Below are 26663 nucleotides of genomic sequence, written 5' to 3'. Positions count from 1 at the left end.
TAATTATCCTTTTGGACTCACTAGAAAGGTAAATTGAAGTAGACATTTGGCTGCAACCGTAAATTACTCTGTTTGGATTATACGTCGGTATAACCTAAGTCGCAGCATCCCTTATTAACAGAGCCCTATATGACTTCCTATGCGGTACCAAGTTCAGGACATTCTTTATTAATGGCTGCAATAATGAGCGAAAATGCCACAGTTGTAAAGATGCTTTTAGATGCCTGTCCTGAATGCAATTTCCAGCACAGAAATCGACAAGGGGAAACCGCTGTTTTTGTAGCAGTAAAGTATGAGAACCTTGAGATCTTAAAATTGTTGCTTAACTTATCTATCGATTTATCTGTGACGAATCAAAAAAAACAAACACCATTACTTGTAGCCCTAGCTATAGGTAGACAGCAAATGGCTGAGTGTTTAATCGAGAATATGTCAGACATTAATGGCTTAAATTTTCAAGATAACGAGGGTACTTCGGCTCTGCATTTAGCCGTAATGCAAGGCTTCGCTGATTCTATGGTGCCAATATTGATTGAAAAAAACTGTGATACCGAGGCCATTGATAGTGAAGGTGATACGCCATTAACAACAGCAATACGATTTGAAAAAAGGAAGATCGCAGCGCTACTTTCACCCAAGGCGAAACCGAGTTCTGAATTATATCAAGGATATTCGTTACTGGCATTGGTCATTTATTACAAAATGGATGATATAGCCCTAGAGCTTGTCGAACACGGGCATAAATTAAATATTAATAGTGCGAACGATAGAGCTCAACTCATTAAGTGTATTCAAAAAAATAATGATGAGTTGTTGTTTGCTATGTTGGCTAACGGCTTTGAGGAAGACTTTTTTCGCGCCGAAATCAATATAATTGGGGAAGCGTTGAAAGCAGGGAACTCTGAGTTAGCGCATAAGCTCATTTCACTCGTTGAGCCGAAGATGCTCGACCTTAAATTCGAGGTTAATTACCCCGAAATAGGCAGTGTAAGCCGAACGATTTTAAGTCTAGCGATGGATTTAGGCGATAGTAAGACCGCAGAAGCGCTAATTCTCAAGGGAGCGACACCGTTTGCGAAACCATCCTCCGGGTATAGCATAATGTATTGGGCAGTTCTCGGCGGACATTCTTCACTGGTTGACTTATTGCTGAGTCGGGGTGTCAGTTGTGATGAAAAAATTTATGGTAGAACTCCGCTGCAATCAGCGATTGTGAAGAAGAATGAACAAATGGCGTTGAAGCTGATATCACGTTCCAAAGATATCAACACACAGGGTAAAGATGGTTCAGCTCTAGTTTTAGCAGCCCTTACGGGGCAAACTGAAGTGGTCAAGGTGCTCATAAGTAATAACGCTAATGTAGAAGCAACAAATACCTTTAATCAAAACTTTTTAATGCTAGCGATACTTTCTGAAAATGACGAAATAACTCCATGGGCGCTAAGGACATTACCCACAGGTGTTATACAGAAGTTACTTTCAAAACAGGACACTCAAGGATATACATGCTTAACGATAGCACTAAGTCGAAAAAAGTTTGCGCTTTCAGAGTTGCTACTGGAAAAATTAAATAATGTGAATGTACCTATTACAGAAGGTGATACTCCCTTAATGATGGCAATAGAAGGAAATCAGGTTGAACTTGCAAAAAGGTTTATCGAGTTAGGGGCAAATGTAACTGCACATGAACAAAGAAATAAATTTGATGTGCTGATGCTGGCAATAATACAGCATGACTTTGAGTTGGCGCAATGGCTTGTTGAAAACCACGGAGGTAGCATTAATTGGTCTTTAATAAATACTCATGGTAATTCCCATTTGAAGTCTGCATTATCTCATCTATATAGACCTGAATTAGAAAATGACAATATCGAGCATCACCCATTAATTCTTGCTATTAAAAGTGCTATGGCATGATGGATTCTGGATTAAAAGATGAATTAATGCCTGTAAGCCTAAGAATGCAACCTTCTATCACTCAATATACTTACAGGAATCAATTAGTAGATAATGCGAGTAGGGGAAATAATACAGGGCAAGCGCACGAGTGAGCAATATATAAACAACTCCATGTGGTAATTTCGTCATTCCCAAGAAAGTGGGAATCTAGCACCTTTTATTTGAATACCCAAATTCACTGATTACTGTAATTGGTAAACACTCAAATCACTGCATGAAAAGTCTAATGACAGTCGTAAGTGTCTGAATTAAAGTTATATTGATATGCTCTGAATGTTGGTCATACTCTTTAATTGCTGAGGTATTGCTAATTGATGAAACGACTGTTAAGCGACACATTCAAGAGTACCTTCCTCAGCAAAGTTTAGATGGAGCGGCTTGCCATTGAGCAGATAGCGTATAAGAGCAGGCTGAATTACTCAATAATAAACTTCATAATTTCCGCCATATAGTCCCAACTTGAATCCGATTGAACGACTTTGGAAAGTAATGTTTGCGTCAAGCAAATTGTTTCGACAGAGAATAAATTTTTCGATAAAACATTACCAGAAATTGCAGATACTTTAACGAGTAGGAATACTGACAATTTTCAAACGCTAAAATCTGTAAGGGATCTAGCGATTTAGAAAGTACCAATCTTTGTCATACCAGCGAAGGCTGGTATCCAGTGACTTTTATAGAAAAAAGCAAAGGCACTAAACGACATACAAAACTATCGTTACTTCGTTTCCAGCCTCGTTGGAGGGAAGAGAACTCAGTTGAATTCTGTTGGTTATATCTGAAAAGTGGACAAGCGCAAAATTGAAGCAGAAAAAACTGTAGAATCGAATAAAAGTTAATAAAGGTTTATTTGTGCTCAGTTTTCTTTCTTGTAAAGTTATTGTTCAAAACCTATTGGGGTTAAAAATGATGAGCTCTGAATCATGTATTAATGCTTTACCTGATGTTGCAATGTTCCCTGATGTTGCAATGCTCCCTGATGTTGCAATGCTCCCTGAATTAATTACAGCACTATCGGAGCAAGAATTAGAAACTAAAAATACGATTTCAGTGACAACGAGTGCAAGACAATCACATTCATTTTTAGTTACTTTAGGTAAAAATTCTAGATGGGCGTGCAAATTAATAAATAATTTTCATAATGAGGCTGGAAGGGGAAATTCAGTTGGCAGTAATGTGGGAACTAATGAGGGGGAATGGTGTAAGCAAACAGAAATCATGCTAAATAACAGTCATCTTTTGCATTGTTCTTTGTGGCGTGGAAATGAGCAAGAAATAACCCGCTTATTAAAAGAACCCCTTATAACTTTCTATGCGGCACCAAATTCAGGGTATTCTTTGTTAATGGCTGCAATAATGAGCGAAAATACAACAGTTGTAAAGATGCTTTTAGATGCCTTTCCTGAATGCAATTTCCTGCACAGAAATCGTCAAGGGGAAACCGCTGTTTTTGTAGCAGTAAGGTATGGGAAACTTGAGATCTTAAAATTGTTGCTTAACTTATCTATCGGTTTATCTGTGACTAATCAAAATAAACAAACACCATTACTTGTGGCCCTAACTCTAGGCAAGCAGCAAATGGCTGAGTGTTTAATCGAGAAAATGTCAGACGTTAATGACTTAAATCTTAAAGATAACGAGGGTACTTCGGCTCTGCATTTAGCCGTAATGGAAGATTTCGCTGATTCTATGGTACCAATATTGATAGAAAAAAATTGTGATGCCGAGGCCATTGATAGTGAAGGTGATACGCCATTAACAACGGCAATACGATTAAAAAAAAGAAATATCGCAGCGCTACTTTTATCCAAGGCGAAACCGAGTTCTAAATTATATGTTGGGTATTCGTTACTGGCATTGGTAATTTATTATGAAATGGATGATATAGCCTTAGAGCTTGTCGAACACGGGCATAAATTAAATATTAAGAGTGCGAGCGATAGAGCTCAACTCATTAAGTGTATCCAAAAAAATAATGAGAAGTTGTTGATAGCTATGTTGGCTAACGGCTTTGAGGAAGACTGTTTTCGTGCCGGAATCAATATAATTGGGGAAGCGATAAAAGCAGGGAACCCTGAGTTAACGCATAAGCTCATTCCACATGTTGAACCAAAGATGCTCGACCTTAAATCCGAGGGTAATTTTGGCAAAAAAGGCAATGTAAGACGAACCATTTTAAGTCTAGCCATGGATTTAGGAGATAGTAAGACCGCAGAAGCGTTAATCCTCAATGGAGCGACACCGTCTGCGAAAACATTACCCGGATATGGCATAATGTATTGGGCGGTTCTCGGCGGACATTTTTCATTGGTTGACTTATTGCTGAGTCGGGGTGTCAGTTGTGATGAAAAATTTGATGGTAAAACTCCGCTGCAATCAGCGATTGTGATTAAGAATGAACAAATGGCGTTGAAGCTGATACCACATTCCAAACATATCAACATACAGGGGAAATATGGAACAGCTCTAGTTTTAGCAGCCCATACGGGGCAAACTGAAGTGGTCAAGATGCTCATAAGAAACAACGCTAATGTAGAAGCAACTAATACCTTTAAGCAAAATTTTTTAATGATAGCGATATTATCCGAAAATGACGATATAACTCCATGGGCGCTAAGGAGGTTACCCAAAGGTGTTATACAGAAGTTACTTTCAAAGCAGGACACTGAAGGATATACATGCTTAACGATAGCACTAAAGCAAAAAAAGTTTGAGCTTTCAGAGTTGCTACTGAAAAAATTTAATAATGTGAATGTACCGATTACAACGGGTGATACTCCTTTAATGATGGCAATAGAAGAAAATCAGGTTGAGCTAGCAAAAAGGTTTATCGAGCTAGGGGCGAATGTAACTGCACATGAACAAAAATATAAACTTGATGCGCTGATGCTGGCAATGAGAAAACATGACTTTGAGTTGGCGCAATGGCTTGTTGAAAACCACGGTGGAAGCATTAATTGGTCTTTAACAAATACTTATGGCTATTACCATTTTAACTATGCAATATTTCAGCTTAAGCAAACTAACTTAAAAGAGCACAATATCTATCATCATCCATTAATTCTTGCTATTAAAGGTATTATGGATCACTATTTTTACTTTAAAAAAGTAAAGTACCGTGAGTCGTTAACAGGCTTTTGAACTAAAGATTAATAATCTCAATTTATCGGTCTGAAGTAGATTTGATCTCAAGTCTCAAGTTTGTCCCAAATCTCAATTTAGAAGTCTTTGATCATAAGCAACTGTATTAACAATTTTTTACGCATAGTATTTAACAAATACTCACTAGATAATCACTACATGGTTGGTCGGTCGGGTGCTCAGTCAATAGATTCATGCACTTAGAATCCTTTCATAAGGTTTATGAATAAACATGTTACATGTACTTAGAGAAATATGACCTATTTTAGGTATTTTTACAGGATTACTACATGTACTAAAGGATTGTAGACCACGTAAGGTAACTTAAATCAAAATACATTTCCATATGGTAATGAATCGTAAAGTAAAGTTAATCATTCAGCTTATGATTACAAATTTAAAAAAATATTATGTAAACCAAAAGGGTTTACAACAAATAGGTAAAAGAATAATACTAAATTGCCTTTAATTTAGCGCTTCATTTTCCCCTTTCATTACTACCTCTTATAAATAATTATTAAAATGAATCTTTTAGTTAATTGATCCCGAGTTGAATGAATAATCACGCCGCAAGCATCGGGGTCTCATCTAGATTAACTAAAACCTCAAGGGGCGGGGAATCCTACCCCAGAGATTAAAAAGGGGGGTACACGCCTCATCTGAAATTTCAACAATTTCTTTTCCCAATCAAACTGAATACTAAGTTATTGCCAATCGACTCTTGATTCAAAAAATTACAAAGTGTTTATTAAGTGCACATTCAAATGAAATCGAATATTTTCCTGCTGAGCGCCTTGTTCGTAGTGACATCATCAGAAAAAAATCATTTTCATGGGTATTTACTTGAATTTATATGCTTTAAACATCTTCGAGTATAAAAAAAACACTAATTGAGTATTTACTCAGCAAACAGAGCGTGATTTTAAAATATATATTTTATGTTAATTAGTTATAAGTTATGTTGCCAACACTACAAGGAAGTGTAGATGTTGAAAATAATAATAATTTTTAACTTTGCAATTCCTTGTCTAAAAATAATAAAAGGAATTGAATCATGAAAAAAACGTTACTTGCTTCTCTAATTGCTACCCCCCTAATTTTTGGCTGTGTTTCAACTGATGATAAATCAGCTGGCAGTATAGACAGAGCGAAAGTTATTAAAGAACTCACTACACAAATGGATGACCTTGGCTATGAATCCGTAAAAATTCAACCGGGTGTCGATGAGTTTTTAAATATTTCAGCAGCCATCTTAAAGCGCCAACGCAATGTGATGGAAGAATATCGTCAGCTCAGAGTTAATCACACAGATGTACAAGCATTTTTATATGCGAGCAGTGGTAAGTCTGATGAGGAATTGAAACAAGCGATTGCTAAGTTCGATGCTGATATCACCAATGATGGAGATAAAATTGCTCACAAGATTACGGCTTATAACAGTGCTAATGAAACAATTTATGATTCGAATGTTGAGCTAGCAGGTGATTTAACAGTAGAAATTGCTAAATCTGCTTATATTCTTTCGCAACACGGTACAGCCGTAGCAAAAGCTACAGCATTAAATGCTACTAGTTCGCTATTTTCTTCTTTCTCGAGTGATGACGAGAAAAAAGATGATACAAAAGATTTAGGTTCAGCTCTGATTAAAGCGAAAGACCAATTATCACTTGCAATGGATGCTAATGAAATTATCTCAATTGAGCAAGATACTATAAAGCAAATTGAACAATTACAGGCTGAACACGAAGCAAAAGGCAAAAAGCTTTAATGTTTAAATGGTTAGCGGGTCTTCCTCTATTATTAGTGACTAACTTTGCTTTTGCATGGCCTGAATGGGATATGCAAAAGCAAGAGTTTGATGGTTATATAGTTGGTCAGGGCGTCGCTGATTCTCGTGTCAATGCCCATAAAGCGGCATTGGCAGAGATAGCATCGCAACTCAGCATTAATATTAACGTTAGCCAAACTTTAAAAATCTCCAAGTCTGGTTCAACCTCTGATTCAGAATTCAAACAAAAAATTCAAACTACGAGCTTACCTTTCGATTTAGTTGGTGTTGAAGAAATAAAAACTTCTTCGAAAGGCCAGCAAACGGCAATGCTGCTTGGGATTAAAAAAGAGCACTTAATAGGCTCGCTCTATGGCGAACTTTCAGGTTTAAATCGACTTGCTATTCCTGATGCTTCGGTAGAGCAACAGTTTATTCACGCTCTTGAACACGAGCAGGAACTACATCGAAGCACCCAGATCTTGCAGGTTTTAGAAGCTCTAGATGGAAAGCAATTAAAATTTAGATCGGAATTAAAAAAGCTAAAACAACATCACCAACAAGCGTTAAAGCAAATATCTTGTCAAATCATAAATAATTCAATACCAAAAAATGTGGTTGCCGCTATTGATAATAGACTCAAATGTAATGGCGCAAAAGTAATTTGGGTGCAACCACAACTCAATTGGCGCTACTCGGATAGTGGACATATTAAATACGTAGAGGCGAGTTTACACATCAAATTCACGCATTCAATTCATCCATTTAATACATTAAAAGAATACAACATCGTTGCAACGTCATCAGGCCGTTCAATGGAAACAGCTAAGGACGAAGCCATAAATCGACTGGTCATCATTTTAAATAGACCTATTCGCCAATGGAATTCTGAACAATAGGATAACAAATGAAACTCTATAAGAATCTCACTCTGTCGGTATTAACTTTAGCCTTTCTTGCTGGCTGTAAAAGTACACCTCCGTCGCAAACACAAGCCACTAAAGTTTCAAATCGTGCTTCAAGTGCACTAATTGCAAAAAGCGCATACGATTTTCGTGATGATGATATTGTCGTTCCTTCATATTTTGATACTCAAGGATTAGATAATTGTACTTTTAATCCAAACACAGAGAATGAAGGTTGCCCACTTAAGAAACCTATTGTTCGTATGTATTTTGATGTGGCAGGAGTGTCTGGAGAGGGTGAAGGCGTTAAAGCGTTAAGAGAATTCGACGATCACAATTTATTAAAAATGCTTGAAAACCAGTTTGCAGGCATAAATCGTTTTCGTATCGTCACTCGTGATGACGATACGGTTTCAAAAGAACAAAAAATCTTTCTTGAACAACAGGGTGCCAAAGCATTAGCAAAGAAGGTTGCATCTCAACGTGTACTTCAACCTGATTTTGTTGTGAAGCTAGATTCACTCAGAACAGTTAAGAGCGAAGGCAGTATCACCAGTTGGATGGATTATACGTTAGAAATTACTTCATCTGTATTAAACCCTTATACTCGAGAAAAATTGTCGCATCCGAATTTAGGAAAAATTCGTGTAAAGTCTGAAGATGTGCGTGAACGATCAGAAATGAAGTATATCAAGGCGAGTAATCGTTATGTAAGTGGCTACCGTTACTTTGATGCTGCACACGTAAATGCGGTACTTAATGACATGGCATCTCGTGGCATCGATATTCTTCTTACTCGCATGCTTTCTGAAATGCCAGCTACTGCACAAGTATTAGGAATTAAAGGCGATCAAATTAGCCTAGACAGAGGTCAAAATGCAGGTGTTTTGAAAAACGAAACAATGATCATTTTTAGTTATGAAGCTGGTTTTGTTGAGCCAATTGGTGTTGCAAGTGTTTCTCCCTCAAAAAATAGTGCTAACGGAAAAATCATTCGTTGGAAAAATAGTTCAGAAGCCGAAAAAATTGAGAGGCAGGCTAAAAATGGTATCTATCGCCCATCAAATGGGGCTAAAATTTTTGCAGTATCTGTAGGTGCTCCAAAGAACTTCTTGGAGAACCGCACATGATAAATAAATCCGTATTGGCTGCTGTAGTCACGGGTTTATCTTTTGCTGTAAGTGCTGAAGTTATAGTACTTGAAGATGGCAGGCTTGAAACACAAGCCTGCGCTTATGGACGAGGTACAACGGCTATTAGTAGTGCGAAAGCACAAGCAGCATCAATTTTGGCTGAGTTCATTAAAGGCAATAAGAGCTTAAATCTAAATTCAAGCAGTTCTGATGTGAGTATCGTTAACGATGATGTTCATCGCTTATATGAATCAAATCGTGAACAACTCTTGGAAGGCATTCAGCATCAAGCACTCATGATTGATACTTCATCTCCTCGATTAGAAGGCAATGATACTTGTGTAACTGCAACTTTAGCGTTAAATACTAAAGCCAAAATTCAGCCTGTTAAATGGGATGATGCAGCGCAACAGATCGCAGTTACCGTTATTGGGGAAGGATGGCCTGAGCAGGGAAAAACGGCATTAAAAAATGCTGAAAATGATGCACTGCAAAGAGCTGTTTCACAAGTCGTTGGTGTATGGCTTACTCAGAGCCATGCTCAATCCTCTCAGACCGATTTGCTAATCGAAAATGATGTTGAGTCAACCAGCATGAAAGAAATCATTGGGCAGCAGCTTTCTATGCACAGTGAAGGGCTGATTAAAAGTTGGCAAACATTAGACTCCACAAAAATGGATAATCGAGGCATTCAAATTACTTTGAATGTTGTGGTTGAGAAACGCCCACTGATTCAACAAGCATCACAAATGTTGAGCCAAATAGGTTCTCCGTATGTGAAAGTTGATGCCCCTGAACCGTTAAAAACAGTTATTTCGGCTTGGTTAGGCGAACAAGGAATAGAGGTAACTTCCGACTCATCATTAACAGTAAAAGCCAAAGCTAAACTAAGAACTAGTGGTAATAATCAAAGGTTGGATATCAGAATTAATGTGAAAGATCATAATAACATCTATTCAAGTTGGAAAAATGATCCGTCGCTCATTGCGTTGCCAAAAGACGATTCAATTATGACTGATCTTATTGATGTTCATTTTGCTGATGAAAACCAATTGCAAGACTTACACAAAAATTTACAGAAAGGTTTTACTCAAGTAGTAGCTCGAGGTGGTTTATCAAGAGAAATCATCATACCAAATAGACTATTGAAGCAAACTGAACACATAGCTTCAGTGTTTAATACTTTGGCTGGGGTATCAAATGTTGCTATTCATCAAAATAATAACAATACCGTTGTACGAGTTCGCTACAAGGGCAGTTCTGGAGAATTAGCGCAAGTGGTTCATTTAGCATTAGCCGCCATTGCAGCAAAACCACTGCCTCAAATTAAAATTAACAATAACTTTACGCTCACTTATTTGTAAGGAAACAAAATGAAACTTCACATTCTCGGACTTGCGCTAAGCCTCTCATTCGCTTCTCAAGCAAGTGATGATTTTGATCTAACCGATATGCTTCCAGCAACGCCAAATACAACCATAGAAGGCGCAGAAAATGTCACAGTAAAAGGTGATGTGGTTGTTGCATCGTCCGATCCTAAAGTCGCTGTAGCTGTCGCTCATCAAGCTCTGCTAGAAGATGACGAAGACGGTGTGAAAATGATCCAAGTAGGAAGCGGCACAGGTATTTTGTCAATAGGTAGTGCCAGCTATACCGGTTATAACAACATGAATGCGACTCTACTTTCTAAGCGTGGAGCCTATAACCAAGCATATTTGGTTGCGAAAAAGCAACTCATAGAAAATATGAAAGGGGTTGAACATCAATGTAATAATGTGGCGAGCCTTAGTCTTGAAAATATCGAAACAGGTAACGAAGGCGTTGCGAATACTCAGAATAAAATGACAGAAGCATGTAAAGAAGCTGTATCTGGATCTTTAGCTGGATTTGTGACTTTCGATGTTAATGATGATGTTGAAAACAAAACCGTTCGAGTTAGTTTAATCTCTACACCAAAAACTCGTTCACAGATCAGTAAAAATAGTGGTGCATTAGTTGTAAATACTGATCCCAATAGTATTTTCAAACAAGTTATAAAAGATATTAAAAGTGGCGTTCTTCCGCCTGTCGGCGCTAAAGTACTTTCAGATGCGAGAACGGGTGAAACGATTATTTTAGGTTATGGCTCAGCTATTATCCGCAATAACAAGAGTTCCAGTGTTGCTCGTAAATTAAAGCAAGTTGCAAAGAGACAATCCCAAACACGAGCAAGATCAGCGCTTTTAGCAACAATGAAAGGTGAAAAAGTCTACTGGCAAGGTAGTTTTGATGAAAACCAAATGGAAGGAACAACCCAGTTCGAGTATGACGATCCTGATTTCAATGACCCACAACAAGTTAAAGTACTTGATGAAGAAAGAAGTGAATTTCTAAATCAACTTAAAACCAGTGATGAGTATGCCACCATTGCACAAGGGAAATTACCAGCGGGTGTGAATACCAAAAGCTTCAAAAGTGCTGATGGTCATTGGCAATATACGGTTGCGGTTTATGCACCTAGCTTAGAAGCTGCGGCAAAGAAAGCTAATGCAGAAATGGTCAGTAAGATACAAGGTCACGGTACTGTAAGCTCTACTGGCAGAAAAATTAAAGCTGTAGGTGGCAAAAACGAAAAGGCTGAAAACCCAAAAGGTGCTTCAGGTCAGGTAACAAAGAAGGGTGACCTTTAATGTTAACCAGCTTATTGCTGCTAACGTTATCAAGTCATTCGGTCGACTTTAATACACCCAGCACCATTGAAAAACGTAGTGCTTTTTTTCTAAGCCAAGCGAACGAAAATGGGGCTAGGGTAAAAATATTAAAGCCATCGGCTAAGCCTGCTGCAGAGCAGGCTTGCCGTCGAGCACTTACCTTGCCAAGCCAAGAAAGTATAAAGCTAAAACTGTCAGAAAAGCTTAATTTGACTATTCCAGACAAGGTTCATTTTATTGATGCTGATATTAATAATTATCAACAGCAGAAAAATAATGACTGGTTGAATTGTACAGGCGATATTCATGTAAATTCTGTTGAAGTAAATGAAGCTTTTCTAGCACTAAAACTAGCATGGTATTTTATTGAAACTAAGCAGAAACAACGCCTCCGCAGCGTAATTGAAATTTCTCTTAACCAACCTCAAACAAAAGCTGATTCTATCGCACTTATTGCGAGTCAATCTCCTTTAAATAAAGGCTTAGCTTATCTTGATAAACACCTAACTAACCAACAGTTACACCTTATTGAGTCGAAGGTTGCTGTAGGGAATATGTGGTTGCAAGCAAATAAATTAAATGAAGCTTTAGCCTTGTTGGATGGTTGTAAGTCGATGCAATGCACAGCTTTAAGAAACCAAATTATCGATAAGCAGGAAGCTTTGGAAAGTGAACAAGCTGATGATCTACGCAGCTACTTTTAAGTTAAGGAAAGCAAAATGATGCAATTTCAAAAAAACAGCATTATACCTTTACTCGTGTTCGTTGGGTTTACGCAATCAACTTTGGCTACAGACGAAGACTTTGAATTATTTTTAAAGCAGGAACATAGTGAGTTTGCTCAATTCCAACAACAGCATATAGAGGAATTTGGCGAGTTTGTTACTGCATGGCAGCAAGCAGAAACTCAATATAAAAAGCAAATAGGTCAAAAGTGGGACAAAGCACTTCTCCCAAGTAAAAAAGTGTGGGTGAGCTATAGCGATGATTTAAATACCAGAACCAGTATTGATTATGATACGGGTAAAGTTAAAATCGAGTTTAAAAAAATAAATAGCAATTTATCCCCAACTATTGAGGCTAAAAATGTCTTAAAAAAGATAGCAAATCAAAGCACTCAACAAGCACTTTCAAATGATCCTGTCTATCAAAGTGCAGAGCAAACTCTAGTTAAGAAAAGAATAGAAACGAGCAATAAGGTCGTTAAACAGACCTTTGCATTGGAAAATGAGGGAGTTAAATTATTATCACCAGTTCTTGTACAACAAGCAATTGCAGAGAAAGCACCTGTAGTAACCTATGGCGCACAAGCAACTTCTGTTACTTTTGCTCTACCAAAGCAAAGCCTACCACAGAAAGCAAAACCGTTTTTAAAGGAAGTCAGTAAACAAGCGAGACGTTGGCATGTTTCGCCTTCATTGTTGCTCGCAATTATTCATACTGAATCTAGCTTTAACCCTATGGCTCGATCACCTATTCCTGCATTTGGACTAATGCAGATTGTGCCAACGACAGCAGGAAAAGATGTCAGTGCGTTAATGCATGGTAAGCCGATGCTTTACTCACCTGAGTATCTATATCAGTCTTCAAATAATATTGAAGCTGGCAGCGCTTATCTGCATATTCTTGACCAGCGATATTTTAAAGCGGTACGTAATGCAACCTCAAGAAAATACTTATGTATTGCTGCATATAACACTGGTATTGGAAATGTAGCCAAAACATTAACGGGAACGAATTCACTTAACAGAGCTGCAATCGCCGCCAACTTAATGTCACCTCAACAACTGCATCAAAAGTTATTGCGCAACCTTCCGGCTGAAGAAACTCGAAACTATTTGAGAAAAGTACTCAAGCGCAGTGATGATTACGAGCAACAAATAAAAGGAATTTAATTCGTGAAAAAATTTATTATGCTATCCACAACTCTAGTACTTGCGGCTTGTAACTCAACCCCTACAACCCAATCGACTCCACTTCATAACGATGACAGTGTTCCTATTTGGGTATTACAACCAACATTAGAGAATGCTTTGGCTTCTAGTTCTTGCGTGCCTTGGTCTGGAAGCCTGTCGATTGATAAAGCTCAGGCTGTAGCTGCTGCAAGGGCAGATTTAACACAGCAGATAAAGGTTAAGGCCGCTGTGCTGGATAAGCTATATCAGCGTAAAGTCCAAAGTGAACAAGCCACTAATGTTGGCGGAACCTTCGAACAAGTAAGTAAACAAGTTGCTGAACAGAATTTGGTCGGTTCAAAACCAGAAAAAGTAGCATTTGCAAAATTGGATAATGCAAAACAGCTTTGTGTTTTAGTCTCAATGCCAGACCCGGAAAAGGCATTTAATGAACTAGTTGAAAATTCAGGAAAAAAGCTCGATCCAACTTCAAAAGAAGCGTTATATGAAGAATTTAAAGCTCAGAAAGCGATGAAGGAGCTGGAAAAAGAATTGAATAATACTCAGCACTGATTGCTGAGTATTTCAATGAAGTAACTGAGATTACATCTATAACTACAAGGAAACGTGATGAGAGATATATTCTTTTTTGATTCAATGCTGACACCAAAAATTATTACCTTTGTATACTGGTTGATGCTTTTCGGGACAGTGATATCTAGCATATCGATTATGTTCACTCAATATGGAGGTGGCTTGTTATATGGTCTTGGTGTTCTAATCGGTGGCGTTATTGGCACAAGAATTTGGTGTGAATTGTTGATTGTTTTGTTTAAAATTCACGAAAATCTAAACAAGATTGCCAATAAGCCTGAATAATTGCTATAAGGCGTAGAAATCTCTATGCCTTCAATCTTTCTAACTTTATATTTTTACCTTTTGAATTTATTATTTCCAATAAATTTAACACCAATTACACTTGAAAATAGAATATAAAGTTGTATAAAAATCTGATGCATATGAGCATATACAATATGTAATTTAGACTAAAAGCACTAACAAGGGGTGGGGCAGAATCTTGTTAGTAACATCCTAAGTTAATGGCATTTTTTACAAATGTAAGTTAGTAGAAATAGCCTCTATCAGCAATTTTTACCACATTAACGCTTATTCTAACTTAATGTGGTCTCAGAATTTCTGATGTAATCGAGTCGAAGTGCTTATGATATTGAGCCGCCACATCTATCGACTCAAAAGAGCAATACACAACTCTCTGCAACAATCTACATGTTTAATGACAACGCCAAAAAGAGAAAGCATGGCGGGACAATAGCGAGGGGAGGGCGTAAGACCAAATACGATAAAACAAAGGTCATGCGCATCCAAGTTGCTTACGAGGACGCAATCAAAGGTTCAATTAAGCACCTCGATACAACCTCAGAATTAAACGGCTTCTTTGATGCTGTAAAATCCGATCCTATTTTTATTCGCTCATTACAAGATAAAAAAACAATATATCACCTTTAAAACCACCCCCAAAAAATAATTATTTCTCTTTTTTTACCCGCAATTGTGGTTTTCTGTGTTTATTTCTCCTCACCCGAATCTACTTAATTTCATTCACGGATTGAGTATAATTTGAACTGCAAACCAAATGACCTACAATAGGTATACTAAATGGTCGAAACAAATCAGAGTCAAGATTTAGTATCAAAAAAAGGAATGTTAATACAAAATTATTGGGTTAAAAAACCAATGAAAAGATAAAACTAATGAGGATTTATCAAATGGAAAAACCTATTAAGCAAACAAGAAGTTTTAAACCAAGACCTCCCGTTTTCAAAGAACTCGATTATTGGCAAGCGATGGGCGTACTTGATGAACAAACAAAGACGCAATCAGCCGCCATCACAAAAGGTTATCAATTTTATGTCTGTGAGAATTTGTTGAAAAAAACAAAAATGTCACAGTTGGAATTTCAATCCATTACTCATATCCCTATGAGCACACTAAAGAGGAGATTAAAGAATAAAGAAAGATTTAGCACACAAGAGAGCGATGTGATTTATCGCTTTGCAAAAATTGTAGAGCTATCTATTGAGCTATTCGCCACCGAAGAGAAAGCTATGCAGTGGATCAGAAGCGAAATAAGAGGCTTAGATTACAAAAAACCGATCGATATGATCAACACAAGCATAGACTTTCAATCTGTTAAAGATTTAATTGGAAGGCTACAACACGGAGTGGTTACATAATGCCCCTTACTAAACTTTATAGACTTACGAACAAACAATTTAGCAAAACTCCATTCAGCGTAATTGGAGCTGAAAAATTTGGAGGACGCTGGAACTCACAATGTATTCCAGCCCTTTATCTTTCATCTTCAGAGTCATTAGCCATTCTTGATGTGTTGGCTCACACAGAGGGTTGTTTAAGTATAAGGAATCAGTACGAATTATACGAGGTACACATTCCCACAAATTTAATCATGACGCTTGCAGATGAAGATTACCCCGATGATTGGCGTAGTCTCACTGTGAATGCAGCGACTCAACAAATTGGCGATCAGTTTTTAACTGAAACGGATAATGGGGTGATTGCACTCGAAGTTAAATCCACAATTTCACCACGAGATCAGAATTTTTTGTTAAAAATTGATCACAAGGAAGTACAAAGGCATTTGGGAAATGCAAAGCGCATCGATTTTCAATTTGACGAAAGAATATTAAAAGGACTTATTTAATGTATTTCTGTATATGTTGGTAACTTCTCTTGCTTATAATTTTGATAAATTCAATAATTAAATCACTACCTTATTGAAAAGATGGTTTTAGTGTTTATCATAAATACTAATGCAATCCAGTCTTAAAAATACATATGGAGACACAATGCAGATTGAAAAGTACAAAAACTGGCTGGTTGCACAGAATTATCAAGGTGGAACGATAGCGGCTCAAATGCATAGAGCTGGAAGAGTCGAAGATTGTTATGGTGATTTAGATGAATTATACAATAAAGATCAGCTTAATAGCCTTCTCTCAGAACTAACATATACTACTCAAGATCGAAGAAATAACAGACCAAATGAAACTAAAATCCCATTTTCGGGGAATGCTTATAATAACTTGTCTTCTTATAGGGATGCCGTGCGACGCTATAAAAGGTTTGTAATAGATGAGCCTGAATCATTGGTTTCATTTACAGAAGATGAAAAAATAAAAACAGAGCCAGAATCAGTATCGACACAGACAATAGGTTTAGAAAAAGATATGCAGGCGGCAATTAGACAAAATATATCTCAAGTTGAGGAAGGTCTAATTATTACTGATGGTGGAAGGGAACGGGCTGTGGAATCTGGTTATATAGACATTACAGCTAAAGATCTTGATGACGTTCCAGTTATCATAGAGTTGAAAACAGGTGTCGCTGGTCAACGTGCTGTGGCACAAGTATTGAGTTACATTGGAAGTGTTATGGATGAAGAGGAGCGTGATGATGTCCGGGGTATTCTCATAGCATCAAAGTTTGATAAGAAAGCTAAAGCGGCAGCAAGAGTTATACCTTCGTTGACTTTAATGACATATCAGTTTTCCTTCAGTTTTTTTGAAGAGTAGGGTTTTAAATTGTCGAAAATACTACTCACCAAGTTTAATCAATCCTGTAGGCGTTAGAAACTGAACCAAAAGTATCAACCCAGCGGCTTGAAAAAAGCCAATACTCGGTAGCGAGAAGATATCAGGAACAACCCAGTTCCACATTAAGTAGACGGGAAGTACAGATATCAAGAGATTGATTATCTTAGACATAAAATACATTACAACGACTTTATATAAATTCAAATCAAACCAGCCTCTGCGCAAATATGTTTTTACAATATTAGAAAAATGACATTGCAGCATCTAATTCAACGGTCTTCCTGTTACCACTGCCTACCAACAGATAAACCGTATTATTAGTTTCAAAAATACAATTGTCCGAAAAGTTTACGAGATACGATGTTCTCACCCAATCGCCATTAGCAAATCGGCATGCTTCATCTTCGATAACGCAATCAGCTTTTATTAATGCAGGGTAAAGACTATTAGAGTTAAAATGATTTTGGTCTTGTTCTGAAGTTTCGATATCCCACCACGTCCAGTTTTTCACTATACAAACATGTTTGGACGGCATGAGTTCATGACATTTAGCTCGGTATTTTTCGACATCACTCTCATCACAGCCAGCATCAAAGTGTGATCCATCTTTAGCAAATGCTTCTGTCAATGTTTCAATTTCAGATTTAGGTATTTGGCGCATAAATACGACTCACAAAAAGTTAGTTAGTTTGTTCACATTCAAGAAGGTACTCAACAGCTACAATATTCCCCAGTAACTTATTGTTGCTGTCTATTATTTTTTTGTATTTAGGCTTTAGTCTATCATGCAGTTCAGGATGCTGTGCTTCAATACGCTCGTACTCTTCTATTTGACCAACACCAAGTAATAGCTCATCTGTGTACATTTTTAATCTATCAGTAAGGCTTCCGCAAAAATCTTTTTTAGTCGAAGTAGAATTACGACATCTCAAACCAACTGAAGTCTGTGCTGACAGCAGGATATCAGCATCAAACTTACTGGTTTTATGGTATATATGAAATTCAGTAGCTTCTTGTAAAGTTTGTTTTATCCAATCTAAATGGACAAGTTTTTCGACTTCTCTCTCGACTAATTTAGTTACCTCATCAGAATCAATATCGTCATCAATTGAGTTCGACAGGTGTTCGTGTAACTCAATTACAGAGAAGTGATCAAACGTTGGTTTTGAGAGAACCTGTAATATAAGGTTACTTATTATCATATTCAATTCCTTATGAATAAAGTATATAAAAACCGATAACGGATTATAGTCCGTGGGATTATAATCCGTTATATAAAAATTCGCAATATGGAATAGTTGCTCATTTGGATTAAAGGGGTATCCAGTGAGTGAACCAAAACAAGTATTTGCTGAAAACGTAAGAGCTTTGAGAAAACAACAAAACATTTCTCAGGATAAATTATCTAAACTTACAGACATTGATAGAAGTTATATTGGTCGTATTGACAGAGGGGAAGTAAACATCAGCCTTGACAAACTTTATGAAATAGCAAAAGCGTTGAAGTGTCAGCCTGTAGACCTGCTGCCATCAATCAACTACAGTGAAGATTAAAAATACACTAAGTTAGGATGTGGTAACAAAATGAAATTAAGTATATCAACACAAAAGTTTTTTTATTTTGAGTAATGTCCCAAATAGTAGATCTATCACTGGATTCAAAGCTGCTTTTAAGATTTTAAAATCATGGGAGTGCAATGATCAACAAATCCAGAAAATACTATCTTTGGACGATACTTCATTTCTAATATTTAAGGCAAATCCAGAGAAAGCAGAACTTACCAATGAGCAATTTACTCGTATTAGTTATCTGCTTAATATGCATTCAGTACTGCGTTCATTATTTAATAATCCTACAAATACTACTGATTTTATGCGCATGATAAATGACAATGAGTTCTTTGAAGGTCGTGCGCCCTTAGATGTTATTGATTCGGGGGAAATAGAAGATCTAGCAAATACTGCAAATCAAATAAATAAGTTTTTTGTGGTATAAAAGTAGCCTTATTTAATTAAATGGCAGCTTATAATTTAGTCGTTTATTTTAAGCGAAAATACTCGAACAAACTCTTATATCCTCTCAACATTTTCCTGCTCAATAAAATTAAGAAAATACATAGCCTAACCAGTCTCAACTTGTTAAATTACCTCCCAACAATAAAAGCATTTAGCTTATCTGATGCTGCCTGATGTGGTAGCAAGCAAGCTTAATCATCACAAGAAAAACGCATCAATTATGACCCAAATTACTCTCCAGCAATTAGAATCTTTCCTTTGGGAAACTGCCGATATTTTACGTGGCAATATGGATGCCTCTGAATTTAAAGACTACATCTTCGGGATGATGTTCTTAAAACGTCTTTCTGACTCATTTGATGAAGCAAAAGAAGCCGTTGTTGCTCATTACTTAACAACAGGCAAAAGCCAACAACAAGCTGAAGAACTCGCACAAGATGAAGACGAATACGACAGCACCTTTTTTATTCCTGAAAACGCTCGTTGGAATGTACTTAAAGACTTAAAGCATGACATTGGTGCTGAGCTAAACAAAGCCACTGAAGCGATTGAAGAACACAACAGCTCACTTGAAGGCGTATTGGTGAGTATTGATTTCAATATCAAAAACAAATTATCCGATAAAAAGCTGCGTGATTTACTGTCACACTTTAATAAATATCGCTTACGTAATTGCGACTTTGAACAACCTGATTTACTCGGCACAGCTTACGAGTATCTAATAAAAATGTTTGCCGACTCAGCAGGTAAAAAAGGCGGTGAATTCTTTACCCCAAGTGAAGTGGTGCAATTATTGGTGGCACTGCTAAAACCTCATGCGGGTATGCGTATCTACGACCCAACCGCTGGTTCAGGCGGAATGTTGGTGCAAACCCGTAACTACCTTGCAGCTAATGGCGAAAATGCAGCCAACTTGTCACTCGCAGGGCAAGAGATGAATCTAAATACGTGGGCGATTTGTAAAATGAATATGTTTTTGCATAGCGTATTCAGTGCCGACATTCGTAAAGGTGACACCCTGCGTGATCCGCAACACACAGAGCATGGGCAGTTAATGAGCTTTGACCGTGTTATCGCCAACCCACCTTTTAGCTTAAAAAAATGGGGCAAAGATGAATGCGATAACGATGGCTTCGGGCGATTCCCTTACGGCACACCACCGAAAGATGCAGGTGACTTAGCCTTTGTGCAACACATGATAGCCTCGATTAATGACGAAGGTATAGCTGGCATCGTAATGCCACATGGTGTGTTGTTCCGTGGTTCGAGTGAAAAAGCAATTCGCCAAGGTATTTTAGAAGACGACTTATTAGAAGCCGTAGTCGGTTTACCATCAGGTTTGTTTTATGGCACAGGCATTCCAGCTTGTTTGCTTATCATCAATAAGAACAAAGCGGCAGCACGTAAAAACAAGGTCTTGTTTATTAACTCTGAACTTGAGTATGAAGAAGGCAAAAACCAGAACAAACTGCGTGAACAAGACATTGAAAAAATCATCACTACCTTTGATACCTACCAAGACATAAAACGTTACGCCAAAGTGGTAGACATTAGCGAGATTAAAGAAAACGACTTTAACCTTAACATCAGGCGCTACGCAGACACCTCACCACCGCCAGAGATTTATGATGTACGAGCCATATTGCATGGCGGCATTCCAGTACGTGAAGTGCAAAGCGAATACATGCAAGAGGAAATTCTGGCAGGTTTTGATGTGCTGACGGTGTTCACTCCTCGTCATAACTCAAACTCCCCCCTTCGTCATTCCCGCGAAGGCGGGAATCCAGAGTATTACGACTTTAAAGCTGAAATCACTTCAAAAGAAGACATTCGCATTGTTGTCGATAAGAGTGTGCCAGATGTTAACGCAGCCGTTATCACTCAGTTAGAACGTTGGTGGGACAAGTACAAGGTCTCGTTGCATGAACTTGATGAACAAGTGGCAGCAGCAGAAACAGAAATGCATGGCTATTTGAAGGAATTGGGTTATGAGTGATTTAGTTCCTGATGGCTGGTCTTTTTCTTATTTAAGCGAACTTTGTAAATTTGCAGGTGGAAGCGCCTTTAATGAGAAATATCAAGGTTGTAATGTTGGTGATTATCCATTTATAAAAGTTAGCGATATGAATATTGCTGGTAACGAAAGGTTTATAACTAAATCTAATAATTGGATTGATGAAAAAACTAGGTTAGAAGGAAAGACTAAACTATTCCCATCTAAATCTGTAGTGTTCGCAAAAGTAGGTGCTGCACTACTTTTAAACAGAAGAAGAATTTTAATTCGCGATACCGCAATTGATAATAATATGATGGCAGCAACCCCTTATATTGATAATGGTTTGTTTCTATATTATTTACTTCAAGATATTGACTTAGGTGATATAGTTCAGAGTGGAGCTGTGCCATCAGTGAATCAATCACAAATGGATAGTATTCAAGTCTTAGTTCCACCACTCCCCGAACAACAAAAAATCGCCAAGATCCTTACCTCTGTTGATGAAGTGATTGAAAAAACACAAGCGCAAATCAATAAGTTAAAAGACCTGAAAACAGGCATGATGCAAGAACTGCTCACCAACGGCATCGGACACACTGAATTCAAAGATTCACCAGTCGGCAGAATCCCTGTTGAGTGGGAGGTTGTTCAAATATCTAAACTATGTATTCATGTTGTTGACTGTGTAAATAAAACAGCTCAAGTTGTTGATCACAAAACACCTTATAAGATGATTCGAACCACAAATGTTAGGCATGGTCGTGTTGATACCGAAAATGTTCGTTATGTCACAAAAGAGACATTTGAAGCGTGGACTAGAAGGCTTTTACCTGAAGATGGAGATCTTATTTTCACTAGAGAAGCACCAGTTGGCGAGTGTGGAATTTTAAATGACTCACGAGGTGTTTTTCTTGGTCAACGTACAATGATGTACCGAGCAGATGAAAGATTAACATCCTCACAATTTTTGATGTACTCAATAATGAGTGATTACGGAAAACAGCAATTAGAGGATTTTAGTGGTGGCAGTACAGTTGCACATATGAGAGTTCCTGATTGCGAAAAAATATTAATCAAACTTCCACCTCTAGGAGAACAGAACCAAATTGTAGCGTCATTAAATAGCATTGATGATTGCCTAATTATTAAGGAACGAAAATTGTCGAAGAGTATTGATACTAAAAAAGCCCTAATGCAAGACCTGCTCACTGGCAAAGTTAGAGTTCAAAGCTCATGACCAAAACCATCATTGAGAAAGTTGTCGCTGATACAGGTAAAGATCATGAAGATGTATCGGAAGTTGTAGATTCGTTTTTAGAAAACCTCCATAAAAAAATGTTTGAGCATAATTCAAAGTCTTCATATTTTGATTATGTTCATAGTCAGTATTTTACAGAGGTGTCTAATAAATCTTTTTTTCACTTCCTTGGAATACTTCATACATATGCTGATACGCAGGCGGATAATTGTACAAGTGAGCTAACAAAAGCATCTATAGCACATACGTTGGAATTATCTGCCAGTAGAGAACATTGGTTACCATATATCGAAAAAATGCAGCAATGGAAAAAACCAACTAAGGATTAGTATGAATCAGGATGAGTTAAACAAGGTAGAACTGCCAGCCATTGAACAACTACAACAACTCGGCTGGAACTATATTCACGGAGCTGATCTCACGCCAGATGCTTTAAATGCTGACGGCTTGAGTGCCAGAGCTTATATGCGTGACGTAGTATTGATTGAGCAATTAAACGCTGCGATAAAGCGGATTAACCCTTGGATAAGCGATGAAAACTTAAATAAAGTTTCTCGTGAAATTACTCATCCTAATTTTGCAGGGTTAATGGAATATAACCACGCCATATATCAAACTTTAGTGTGTTATCAATCCGTCGAGCAAGACTTAGGCAGGGGACGCAAAGGGCAAACCGTTAAGATTATCGATTTTGATAATCTTGATAATAATGAGTTCATTTGCAGCAACCAGTTTAAGGTTGAAGGAGCGAATCAAAATATCATCCCTGATATTATTTGTTTTGTGAATGGCTTGCCGCTGGCGGTTATTGAGTGTAAATCGCCTTACATTACTAGCCCTATGGCTGAGGGCATTAATCAACTAAGACGCTATGCAAACTTACGCCACCCTCACGAGGCTGAAGGCGCTGAAAAGCTGTTTTGGTATAACCAGCTTATGGTGTCAACCTGTCGAGACCAAGCTAAAGTCGGCACGATTAGCTCAAGCTCTCAGCATTATGGTGACTGGAAAGATGCATATCCCTTTACAGATATTGAGCTTAATGGTGAGAACACAATAGCCCAACAACGTCTACTAGCAGGAATGTTCAGCAAAAGCGCCTTTTTAGATTTACTGCAAAACTTTATTATTTTCGAAAAAGTCGAAGGTAAGTTAATTAAAAAGGTTGCCCGTTACCAGCAGTTCAGAGCCGTAAATAAAGTTATTGAACGCTTGAAAGGAGGCGAAAACCGCAAAGATACCTCTCGTAAACAAAAGAGTGGTGTGGTGTGGCATACGCAGGGTTCAGGTAAGTCACTCACAATGGTGATGCTTGCGGTTAAAATGCGAAGAGATCCGATTCTTCAACAGTACAAATTAGTGTTTATTACTGATCGTACTCAACTTGATGAACAGCTATCAAGCACCTTTCGTGATACTCAAGGCGAAACCGTCTATAACGCTACCTCAGTCGCTAAGCTACGAGAGTTACTTAAAAAAGATTCGTCTGACTTAGTTACGGCAATGGTGCAAAAATTCCAAGATGCTGAAAAAGAAGCGGCAACCTCTCTTATCAATGGTGATGTTGATAACGCTTTTACCGATTTAAACACAAGCGACAAAATCATTGTGCTGGCTGATGAAGCCCACCGAACCCAGTTTGGCGGCTTAGCAATGGTGATTAATGCCGCATTGCCTAATGCGCCTAAAATCGGTTTTACAGGTACGCCACTGTTAAAAACTCAAAAAATGGGCAATGCGTTTGGTGGTTACATTGACCAATATAAAATTAATGAAGCTGTTGATGACGGTGCAACGGTTCGTATTTTATATGAAGGTCGAGAAGTCATTACCGATGTGTCCAGTAAATCACTTGATAAGTTGTTTGAAGAATACTTTGCCGATTACAGCAAAGAAGAACAGCGTGAAATCAAGAAAAAGTATGGTGTTGAACGTGCTGTACGTGAAGCGCCAGCCCGTATTCGTTGGGTGTGCATTGATTTGCTCAAGCATTACCGTGAGCATATTCAACCCGATGGCTTTAAAGCCATGATAGTGACAGGTAGTCGCCACGCTGCTGCACTTTATAAAAAAACACTGGATGAATTAGGTGCGCCACCGTCAGAGGTAATTATCTCAGGTGATCATAATGATGAAGCGTATTTGGCGCAGTACACCGACAAAGCCAAACACAAAAAAGCCATTGCTGGTTTTACTAAACCGCTAAGCGAAGATTCGACTTCATTCTTAATCGTTAAAGACATGCTGCTAACAGGTTTTGATGCACCTATTGCACAAGTGATGTATATCGACCGCAAGCTGCAAGACCATACGTTAATGCAAGCTATCGCACGAGTTAACCGTACATACAAAGGCAAAACCTGTGGTTTTGTTGTCGATTATTATGGTCTGTCAAAGCATTTAACTGATGCACTGGAGTTATTCACCAGTGACGATGTTGATGGCACTTATCAATCACTCAAAGATGAGATCCCCAAGCTGAAAGCGGCTCATACAGTTGCAATGGGCTTTTTTAAAGATGTGCTTCACAATGGCAAACCCAGTGATAATGTTGATGATTACGTGCTGGCATTGAAAAACGAAGATGTTAGAGCGCAGTTTGAAATCGCCTTTAAACGCTTTGCGAAACAAATGAATGTGATTTTACCTGACAAAGCGGCATCGCCATTTATTAAGGATTTAACCTTTTTAGGCAAAGTGCTAAACGCTGCCAGAGTGCGTTACCGTGAAGAAGGACTCGATTTATCGGGCGTTGGCGAAAAGGTAAGGCAACTGGTTGATGAACACATAATCAGTACGGGCGTTGACCCGAAGATACCGCCTATTGATTTATTAGCTGCCAACTTTAAAGAGATGCTTAAAGAGGTTAAATCAACTGAGTCTAAAGCCTCTGAAGTTGAAAGTGCCATTAAGCACCATATTACTGTGAACCTTGAGGAAGATCCTGAATACTATAAATCGCTGAGTTTAAGACTCAGGGATATTATTGTTAAAAATGCAGGACACTGGGAACGTCAATTAGAATTGTTGCTTGTGATGGTTGATAACATTGAAGTTGAACATCAAAAAGCCGCACAAGATGTGGGTTTGTCTGACACTGAATATGCGTTTTATAATATTTTAATGGCTGAAGTCACCAGTGCTCAAGGTACTGATGTGGTTGACGCTGAGGTTTTTGAAGAAATAAAAAACACCACTCAAATCTTGGTTAGCGCCTTTGATGAAGCGACAGAGATAGTCGATTTTTTTAACAAACAAGATGAAGTAAAGCGCATGAAAAAAGCCATTAAACGAGCGATCATTGAAACCTCTTTTGGTGAGCCAAGTTTAGTTAAAATCGTGCAAGAGCGTTTTATGGAATTGGGCAAAACGAAGTTTAATAAGCGATAATGCTGAACATGACGACACTATCAACTACTACAGAAGCAACAGAGTACATTGACGGTAATGGCTTTGTTGCTGAAATAAAGCGAACCAAACGCATTAAGTCAGCCACCATAACGGTTGAAGAAGGTCATGTGTGTGTCGTTGTGCCTCTGTTGCTTGAAAATGAGCGCATCAGCAAGTTATTGAAAGATAAAAACCGCTGGATTAAAGAGAAGTTAGCTTTGCATCGTGAAGCTCAGCCTAAGAGCAGTAAACAGTTTGTGTCGGGTGAAAGCTTTTCATATTTAGGGCGTAACTATCGTTTAAAAGTGCATCAGGGTAATTATCAACCTGCAAAGCTTAACCAAGGTCGCTTTGTTATTACCTTGCAAGGTGGTAGCGAGAACCCTGAGTTAATTCAAGATTCGCTTCAGAGTTGGTATAAAAAAAGTGCCAACATAAAGCTAAAACAAAAAGTAAAACGCTACGCCAAAATAATAGAGGTTGAGTACGCTTCAGTCGGGATAAAAACCTACAGAAACCGCTGGGGGAGCTGTAGTGCTGAAGGGGATATTACCATTAATTGGAAAATCGTTATGGCTCCCAATCGCATTGTCGATTACGTGGTAGTGCATGAACTTTGCCACCTGATTCATCATGATCATTCACCAAAGTTTTGGAGTGAAGTTGAAAGGATTATGCCTGATTATGCTGAGTGTAAGGATTGGTTAAAACAGCATGGGGAAGGGTTAGGAGTTTAGTTAATTTGTATTCCTATCACTTAAAATCTTAAGAATATAAATCAGAAAAAGCGAGGGAGATTTAATAGCGTTAGAATTAGTTTCGTATTAACTTTAAGTTTTACGGCAAGGCAGTCACTACTAAAATACGGCAACTTTCA

25 protein-coding genes and 1 pseudogene are annotated in these 26663 nt (G+C 37.9%); 24 read left to right on the top strand and 2 right to left on the bottom strand.

Annotated elements, in window-relative coordinates; all coding sequences use genetic code 11:
• The first annotated feature begins 129 nt into the window (after positions 1–129).
• From E2I05_RS10995 to E2I05_RS10925, 17 genes and pseudogenes are all read left to right on the top strand, one after another.
• A complete protein-coding gene (locus E2I05_RS10995) occupies positions 130–1917 on the top strand; it encodes an ankyrin repeat domain-containing protein (RefSeq protein WP_121852499.1) in 1788 nt (595 codons plus the stop codon).
• Entirely contained in the window at positions 1914–2051 is a 138-nt protein-coding gene (locus E2I05_RS22040; RefSeq protein WP_170179630.1) for a hypothetical protein, read from the top strand. The genes E2I05_RS10995 and E2I05_RS22040 overlap by 4 nt, the downstream gene beginning before the upstream one ends.
• 349 nt (positions 2052–2400) lie before the next feature.
• A pseudogene (locus tag E2I05_RS22540) lies at positions 2401–2585 on the top strand (IS630 family transposase); the annotation flags it as partial.
• Positions 2586–2865: 280 nt separating this feature from the next.
• Complete coding sequence (locus E2I05_RS10990; protein WP_121852500.1) at positions 2866–5100, top strand: ankyrin repeat domain-containing protein; 2235 nt, start codon at positions 2866–2868, stop codon at positions 5098–5100.
• A gap of 1054 nt (positions 5101–6154) precedes the next feature.
• On the top strand, positions 6155–6868 hold the full coding sequence (locus E2I05_RS10985) for a hypothetical protein (RefSeq protein ID WP_121852501.1): 714 nt from the start codon (positions 6155–6157) through the stop codon (positions 6866–6868).
• Positions 6868–7767, top strand: coding sequence for an LPP20 family lipoprotein (locus tag E2I05_RS10980; RefSeq protein WP_121852502.1), 900 nt, complete (start codon positions 6868–6870; stop codon positions 7765–7767). The genes E2I05_RS10985 and E2I05_RS10980 overlap by 1 nt, the downstream gene beginning before the upstream one ends.
• Positions 7768–7775: 8 nt before the next feature.
• Entirely contained in the window at positions 7776–8903 is a 1128-nt protein-coding gene (locus E2I05_RS10975; RefSeq protein ID WP_121852503.1) for a hypothetical protein, read from the top strand.
• A complete protein-coding gene (locus tag E2I05_RS10970; RefSeq protein ID WP_121852504.1) occupies positions 8900–10270 on the top strand; it encodes a hypothetical protein in 1371 nt (456 codons plus the stop codon). The genes E2I05_RS10975 and E2I05_RS10970 overlap by 4 nt, the downstream gene beginning before the upstream one ends.
• 9 nt (positions 10271–10279) lie before the next feature.
• On the top strand, positions 10280–11575 hold the full coding sequence (locus E2I05_RS10965; RefSeq protein WP_121852505.1) for a hypothetical protein: 1296 nt from the start codon (positions 10280–10282) through the stop codon (positions 11573–11575).
• Positions 11575–12300, top strand: coding sequence for a hypothetical protein (locus E2I05_RS10960; RefSeq protein WP_121852506.1), 726 nt, complete (start codon positions 11575–11577; stop codon positions 12298–12300). The genes E2I05_RS10965 and E2I05_RS10960 overlap by 1 nt, the downstream gene beginning before the upstream one ends.
• Before the next feature lie 15 nt (positions 12301–12315).
• A complete protein-coding gene (locus E2I05_RS10955) occupies positions 12316–13491 on the top strand; it encodes a murein transglycosylase domain-containing protein (protein ID WP_243641040.1) in 1176 nt (391 codons plus the stop codon).
• Between the two features lie 3 nt (positions 13492–13494).
• Positions 13495–14064 (top strand): hypothetical protein, encoded by a 570-nt coding sequence (locus tag E2I05_RS10950; RefSeq protein ID WP_121852507.1) that lies wholly within the window; start codon positions 13495–13497, stop codon positions 14062–14064.
• Between the two features lie 57 nt (positions 14065–14121).
• Positions 14122–14370 (top strand): DUF4282 domain-containing protein, encoded by a 249-nt coding sequence (locus tag E2I05_RS10945; protein ID WP_121852508.1) that lies wholly within the window; start codon positions 14122–14124, stop codon positions 14368–14370.
• Positions 14371–14778: 408 nt separating this feature from the next.
• Positions 14779–15018, top strand: a complete 240-nt coding sequence (locus tag E2I05_RS10940) for a hypothetical protein (RefSeq protein ID WP_165905442.1) — start codon at positions 14779–14781, stop codon at positions 15016–15018.
• Positions 15019–15278: 260 nt separating this feature from the next.
• A complete protein-coding gene (parS, locus tag E2I05_RS10935) occupies positions 15279–15746 on the top strand; it encodes a type II RES/Xre toxin-antitoxin system antitoxin (RefSeq protein ID WP_121852509.1) in 468 nt (155 codons plus the stop codon).
• Positions 15746–16234, top strand: a complete 489-nt coding sequence (locus E2I05_RS10930; protein WP_121852510.1) for an RES family NAD+ phosphorylase — start codon at positions 15746–15748, stop codon at positions 16232–16234. The genes parS and E2I05_RS10930 overlap by 1 nt, the downstream gene beginning before the upstream one ends.
• A 145-nt stretch (positions 16235–16379) precedes the next feature.
• Positions 16380–17105, top strand: coding sequence for an endonuclease NucS domain-containing protein (locus E2I05_RS10925; protein WP_121852511.1), 726 nt, complete (start codon positions 16380–16382; stop codon positions 17103–17105).
• A gap of 262 nt (positions 17106–17367) precedes the next feature.
• Here the strand turns inward: E2I05_RS10925 and E2I05_RS10920 are convergent, their stop codons facing one another.
• The gene (locus tag E2I05_RS10920; RefSeq protein ID WP_121852513.1) at positions 17368–17787 is read right to left on the bottom strand and encodes a DUF6957 family protein; all 420 of its coding nucleotides are present in this window, start codon (positions 17785–17787) and stop codon (positions 17368–17370) included.
• A gap of 19 nt (positions 17788–17806) precedes the next feature.
• Positions 17807–18328, bottom strand: a complete 522-nt coding sequence (locus E2I05_RS10915; protein WP_121852514.1) for a hypothetical protein — start codon at positions 18326–18328, stop codon at positions 17807–17809.
• Between the two features lie 124 nt (positions 18329–18452).
• Here E2I05_RS10915 and E2I05_RS10910 point away from each other — a divergent pair, with 124 nt between their 5' ends.
• The 7 genes from E2I05_RS10910 to E2I05_RS10880 all read left to right on the top strand — a co-directional run bounded on the left by E2I05_RS10910 (position 18453) and on the right by E2I05_RS10880 (position 26523).
• A complete protein-coding gene (locus tag E2I05_RS10910; RefSeq protein WP_121852515.1) occupies positions 18453–18680 on the top strand; it encodes a helix-turn-helix domain-containing protein in 228 nt (75 codons plus the stop codon).
• A gap of 67 nt (positions 18681–18747) precedes the next feature.
• Positions 18748–19122 (top strand): antitoxin Xre-like helix-turn-helix domain-containing protein, encoded by a 375-nt coding sequence (locus E2I05_RS10905; protein WP_207805257.1) that lies wholly within the window; start codon positions 18748–18750, stop codon positions 19120–19122.
• A gap of 240 nt (positions 19123–19362) precedes the next feature.
• On the top strand, positions 19363–21138 hold the full coding sequence (locus E2I05_RS10900; protein WP_121852541.1) for a type I restriction-modification system subunit M: 1776 nt from the start codon (positions 19363–19365) through the stop codon (positions 21136–21138).
• Positions 21131–22375, top strand: a complete 1245-nt coding sequence (locus E2I05_RS10895) for a restriction endonuclease subunit S (protein ID WP_121852517.1) — start codon at positions 21131–21133, stop codon at positions 22373–22375. Before E2I05_RS10900 ends, E2I05_RS10895 begins: the two co-directional genes overlap by 8 nt.
• A complete protein-coding gene (locus tag E2I05_RS10890) occupies positions 22372–22725 on the top strand; it encodes a hypothetical protein (RefSeq protein ID WP_121852518.1) in 354 nt (117 codons plus the stop codon). Before E2I05_RS10895 ends, E2I05_RS10890 begins: the two co-directional genes overlap by 4 nt.
• Before the next feature lies 1 nt (position 22726).
• Positions 22727–25786 carry a type I restriction endonuclease subunit R gene (locus E2I05_RS10885; RefSeq protein ID WP_121852519.1) on the top strand — a complete coding sequence of 1020 codons (3060 nt, stop codon included), beginning with the start codon at positions 22727–22729 and terminating at the stop codon, positions 25784–25786.
• A gap of 8 nt (positions 25787–25794) precedes the next feature.
• The gene (locus tag E2I05_RS10880; RefSeq protein ID WP_121852542.1) at positions 25795–26523 is read left to right on the top strand and encodes a M48 family metallopeptidase; all 729 of its coding nucleotides are present in this window, start codon (positions 25795–25797) and stop codon (positions 26521–26523) included.
• Positions 26524–26663 lie beyond the last annotated feature (140 nt).

It is taken from the genome of Parashewanella spongiae (assembly GCF_004358345.1).
Classification (GTDB): Bacteria; Pseudomonadota; Gammaproteobacteria; order Enterobacterales; family Shewanellaceae; genus Parashewanella; species Parashewanella spongiae.
This window is presented reverse-complemented; position numbering and strand designations above follow the sequence as displayed.

Bases quoted from the DNA above. Each gene is read 5' to 3' on its own strand.
- E2I05_RS10915 (WP_121852514.1), bottom strand. From the start codon at position 18,328: ATGATAATAAGTAACCTTATATTACAGGTTCTCTCAAAACCAACGTTT.
- E2I05_RS10900 (WP_121852541.1), top strand. From the start codon at position 19,363: ATGACCCAAATTACTCTCCAGCAATTAGAATCTTTCCTTTGGGAAACT.
- E2I05_RS10985 (WP_121852501.1), top strand. From the start codon at position 6,155: ATGAAAAAAACGTTACTTGCTTCTCTAATTGCTACCCCCCTAATTTTT.
- E2I05_RS10990 (WP_121852500.1), top strand. From the start codon at position 2,866: ATGATGAGCTCTGAATCATGTATTAATGCTTTACCTGATGTTGCAATG.
- E2I05_RS10975 (WP_121852503.1), top strand. From the start codon at position 7,776: ATGAAACTCTATAAGAATCTCACTCTGTCGGTATTAACTTTAGCCTTT.
- E2I05_RS10980 (WP_121852502.1), top strand. From the start codon at position 6,868: ATGTTTAAATGGTTAGCGGGTCTTCCTCTATTATTAGTGACTAACTTT.
- E2I05_RS10925 (WP_121852511.1), top strand. From the start codon at position 16,380: ATGCAGATTGAAAAGTACAAAAACTGGCTGGTTGCACAGAATTATCAA.
- E2I05_RS10970 (WP_121852504.1), top strand. From the start codon at position 8,900: ATGATAAATAAATCCGTATTGGCTGCTGTAGTCACGGGTTTATCTTTT.
- E2I05_RS10930 (WP_121852510.1), top strand. From the start codon at position 15,746: ATGCCCCTTACTAAACTTTATAGACTTACGAACAAACAATTTAGCAAA.
- E2I05_RS10920 (WP_121852513.1), bottom strand. From the start codon at position 17,787: ATGCGCCAAATACCTAAATCTGAAATTGAAACATTGACAGAAGCATTT.
- parS (WP_121852509.1), top strand. From the start codon at position 15,279: ATGGAAAAACCTATTAAGCAAACAAGAAGTTTTAAACCAAGACCTCCC.
- E2I05_RS10895 (WP_121852517.1), top strand. From the start codon at position 21,131: ATGAGTGATTTAGTTCCTGATGGCTGGTCTTTTTCTTATTTAAGCGAA.
- E2I05_RS10890 (WP_121852518.1), top strand. From the start codon at position 22,372: ATGACCAAAACCATCATTGAGAAAGTTGTCGCTGATACAGGTAAAGAT.
- E2I05_RS10965 (WP_121852505.1), top strand. From the start codon at position 10,280: ATGAAACTTCACATTCTCGGACTTGCGCTAAGCCTCTCATTCGCTTCT.
- E2I05_RS10880 (WP_121852542.1), top strand. From the start codon at position 25,795: ATGACGACACTATCAACTACTACAGAAGCAACAGAGTACATTGACGGT.
- E2I05_RS10885 (WP_121852519.1), top strand. From the start codon at position 22,727: ATGAATCAGGATGAGTTAAACAAGGTAGAACTGCCAGCCATTGAACAA.
- E2I05_RS22040 (WP_170179630.1), top strand. From the start codon at position 1,914: ATGATGGATTCTGGATTAAAAGATGAATTAATGCCTGTAAGCCTAAGA.
- E2I05_RS10945 (WP_121852508.1), top strand. From the start codon at position 14,122: ATGAGAGATATATTCTTTTTTGATTCAATGCTGACACCAAAAATTATT.
- E2I05_RS10960 (WP_121852506.1), top strand. From the start codon at position 11,575: ATGTTAACCAGCTTATTGCTGCTAACGTTATCAAGTCATTCGGTCGAC.
- E2I05_RS10995 (WP_121852499.1), top strand. From the start codon at position 130: ATGACTTCCTATGCGGTACCAAGTTCAGGACATTCTTTATTAATGGCT.
- E2I05_RS10940 (WP_165905442.1), top strand. From the start codon at position 14,779: ATGTTTAATGACAACGCCAAAAAGAGAAAGCATGGCGGGACAATAGCG.
- E2I05_RS10955 (WP_243641040.1), top strand. From the start codon at position 12,316: ATGATGCAATTTCAAAAAAACAGCATTATACCTTTACTCGTGTTCGTT.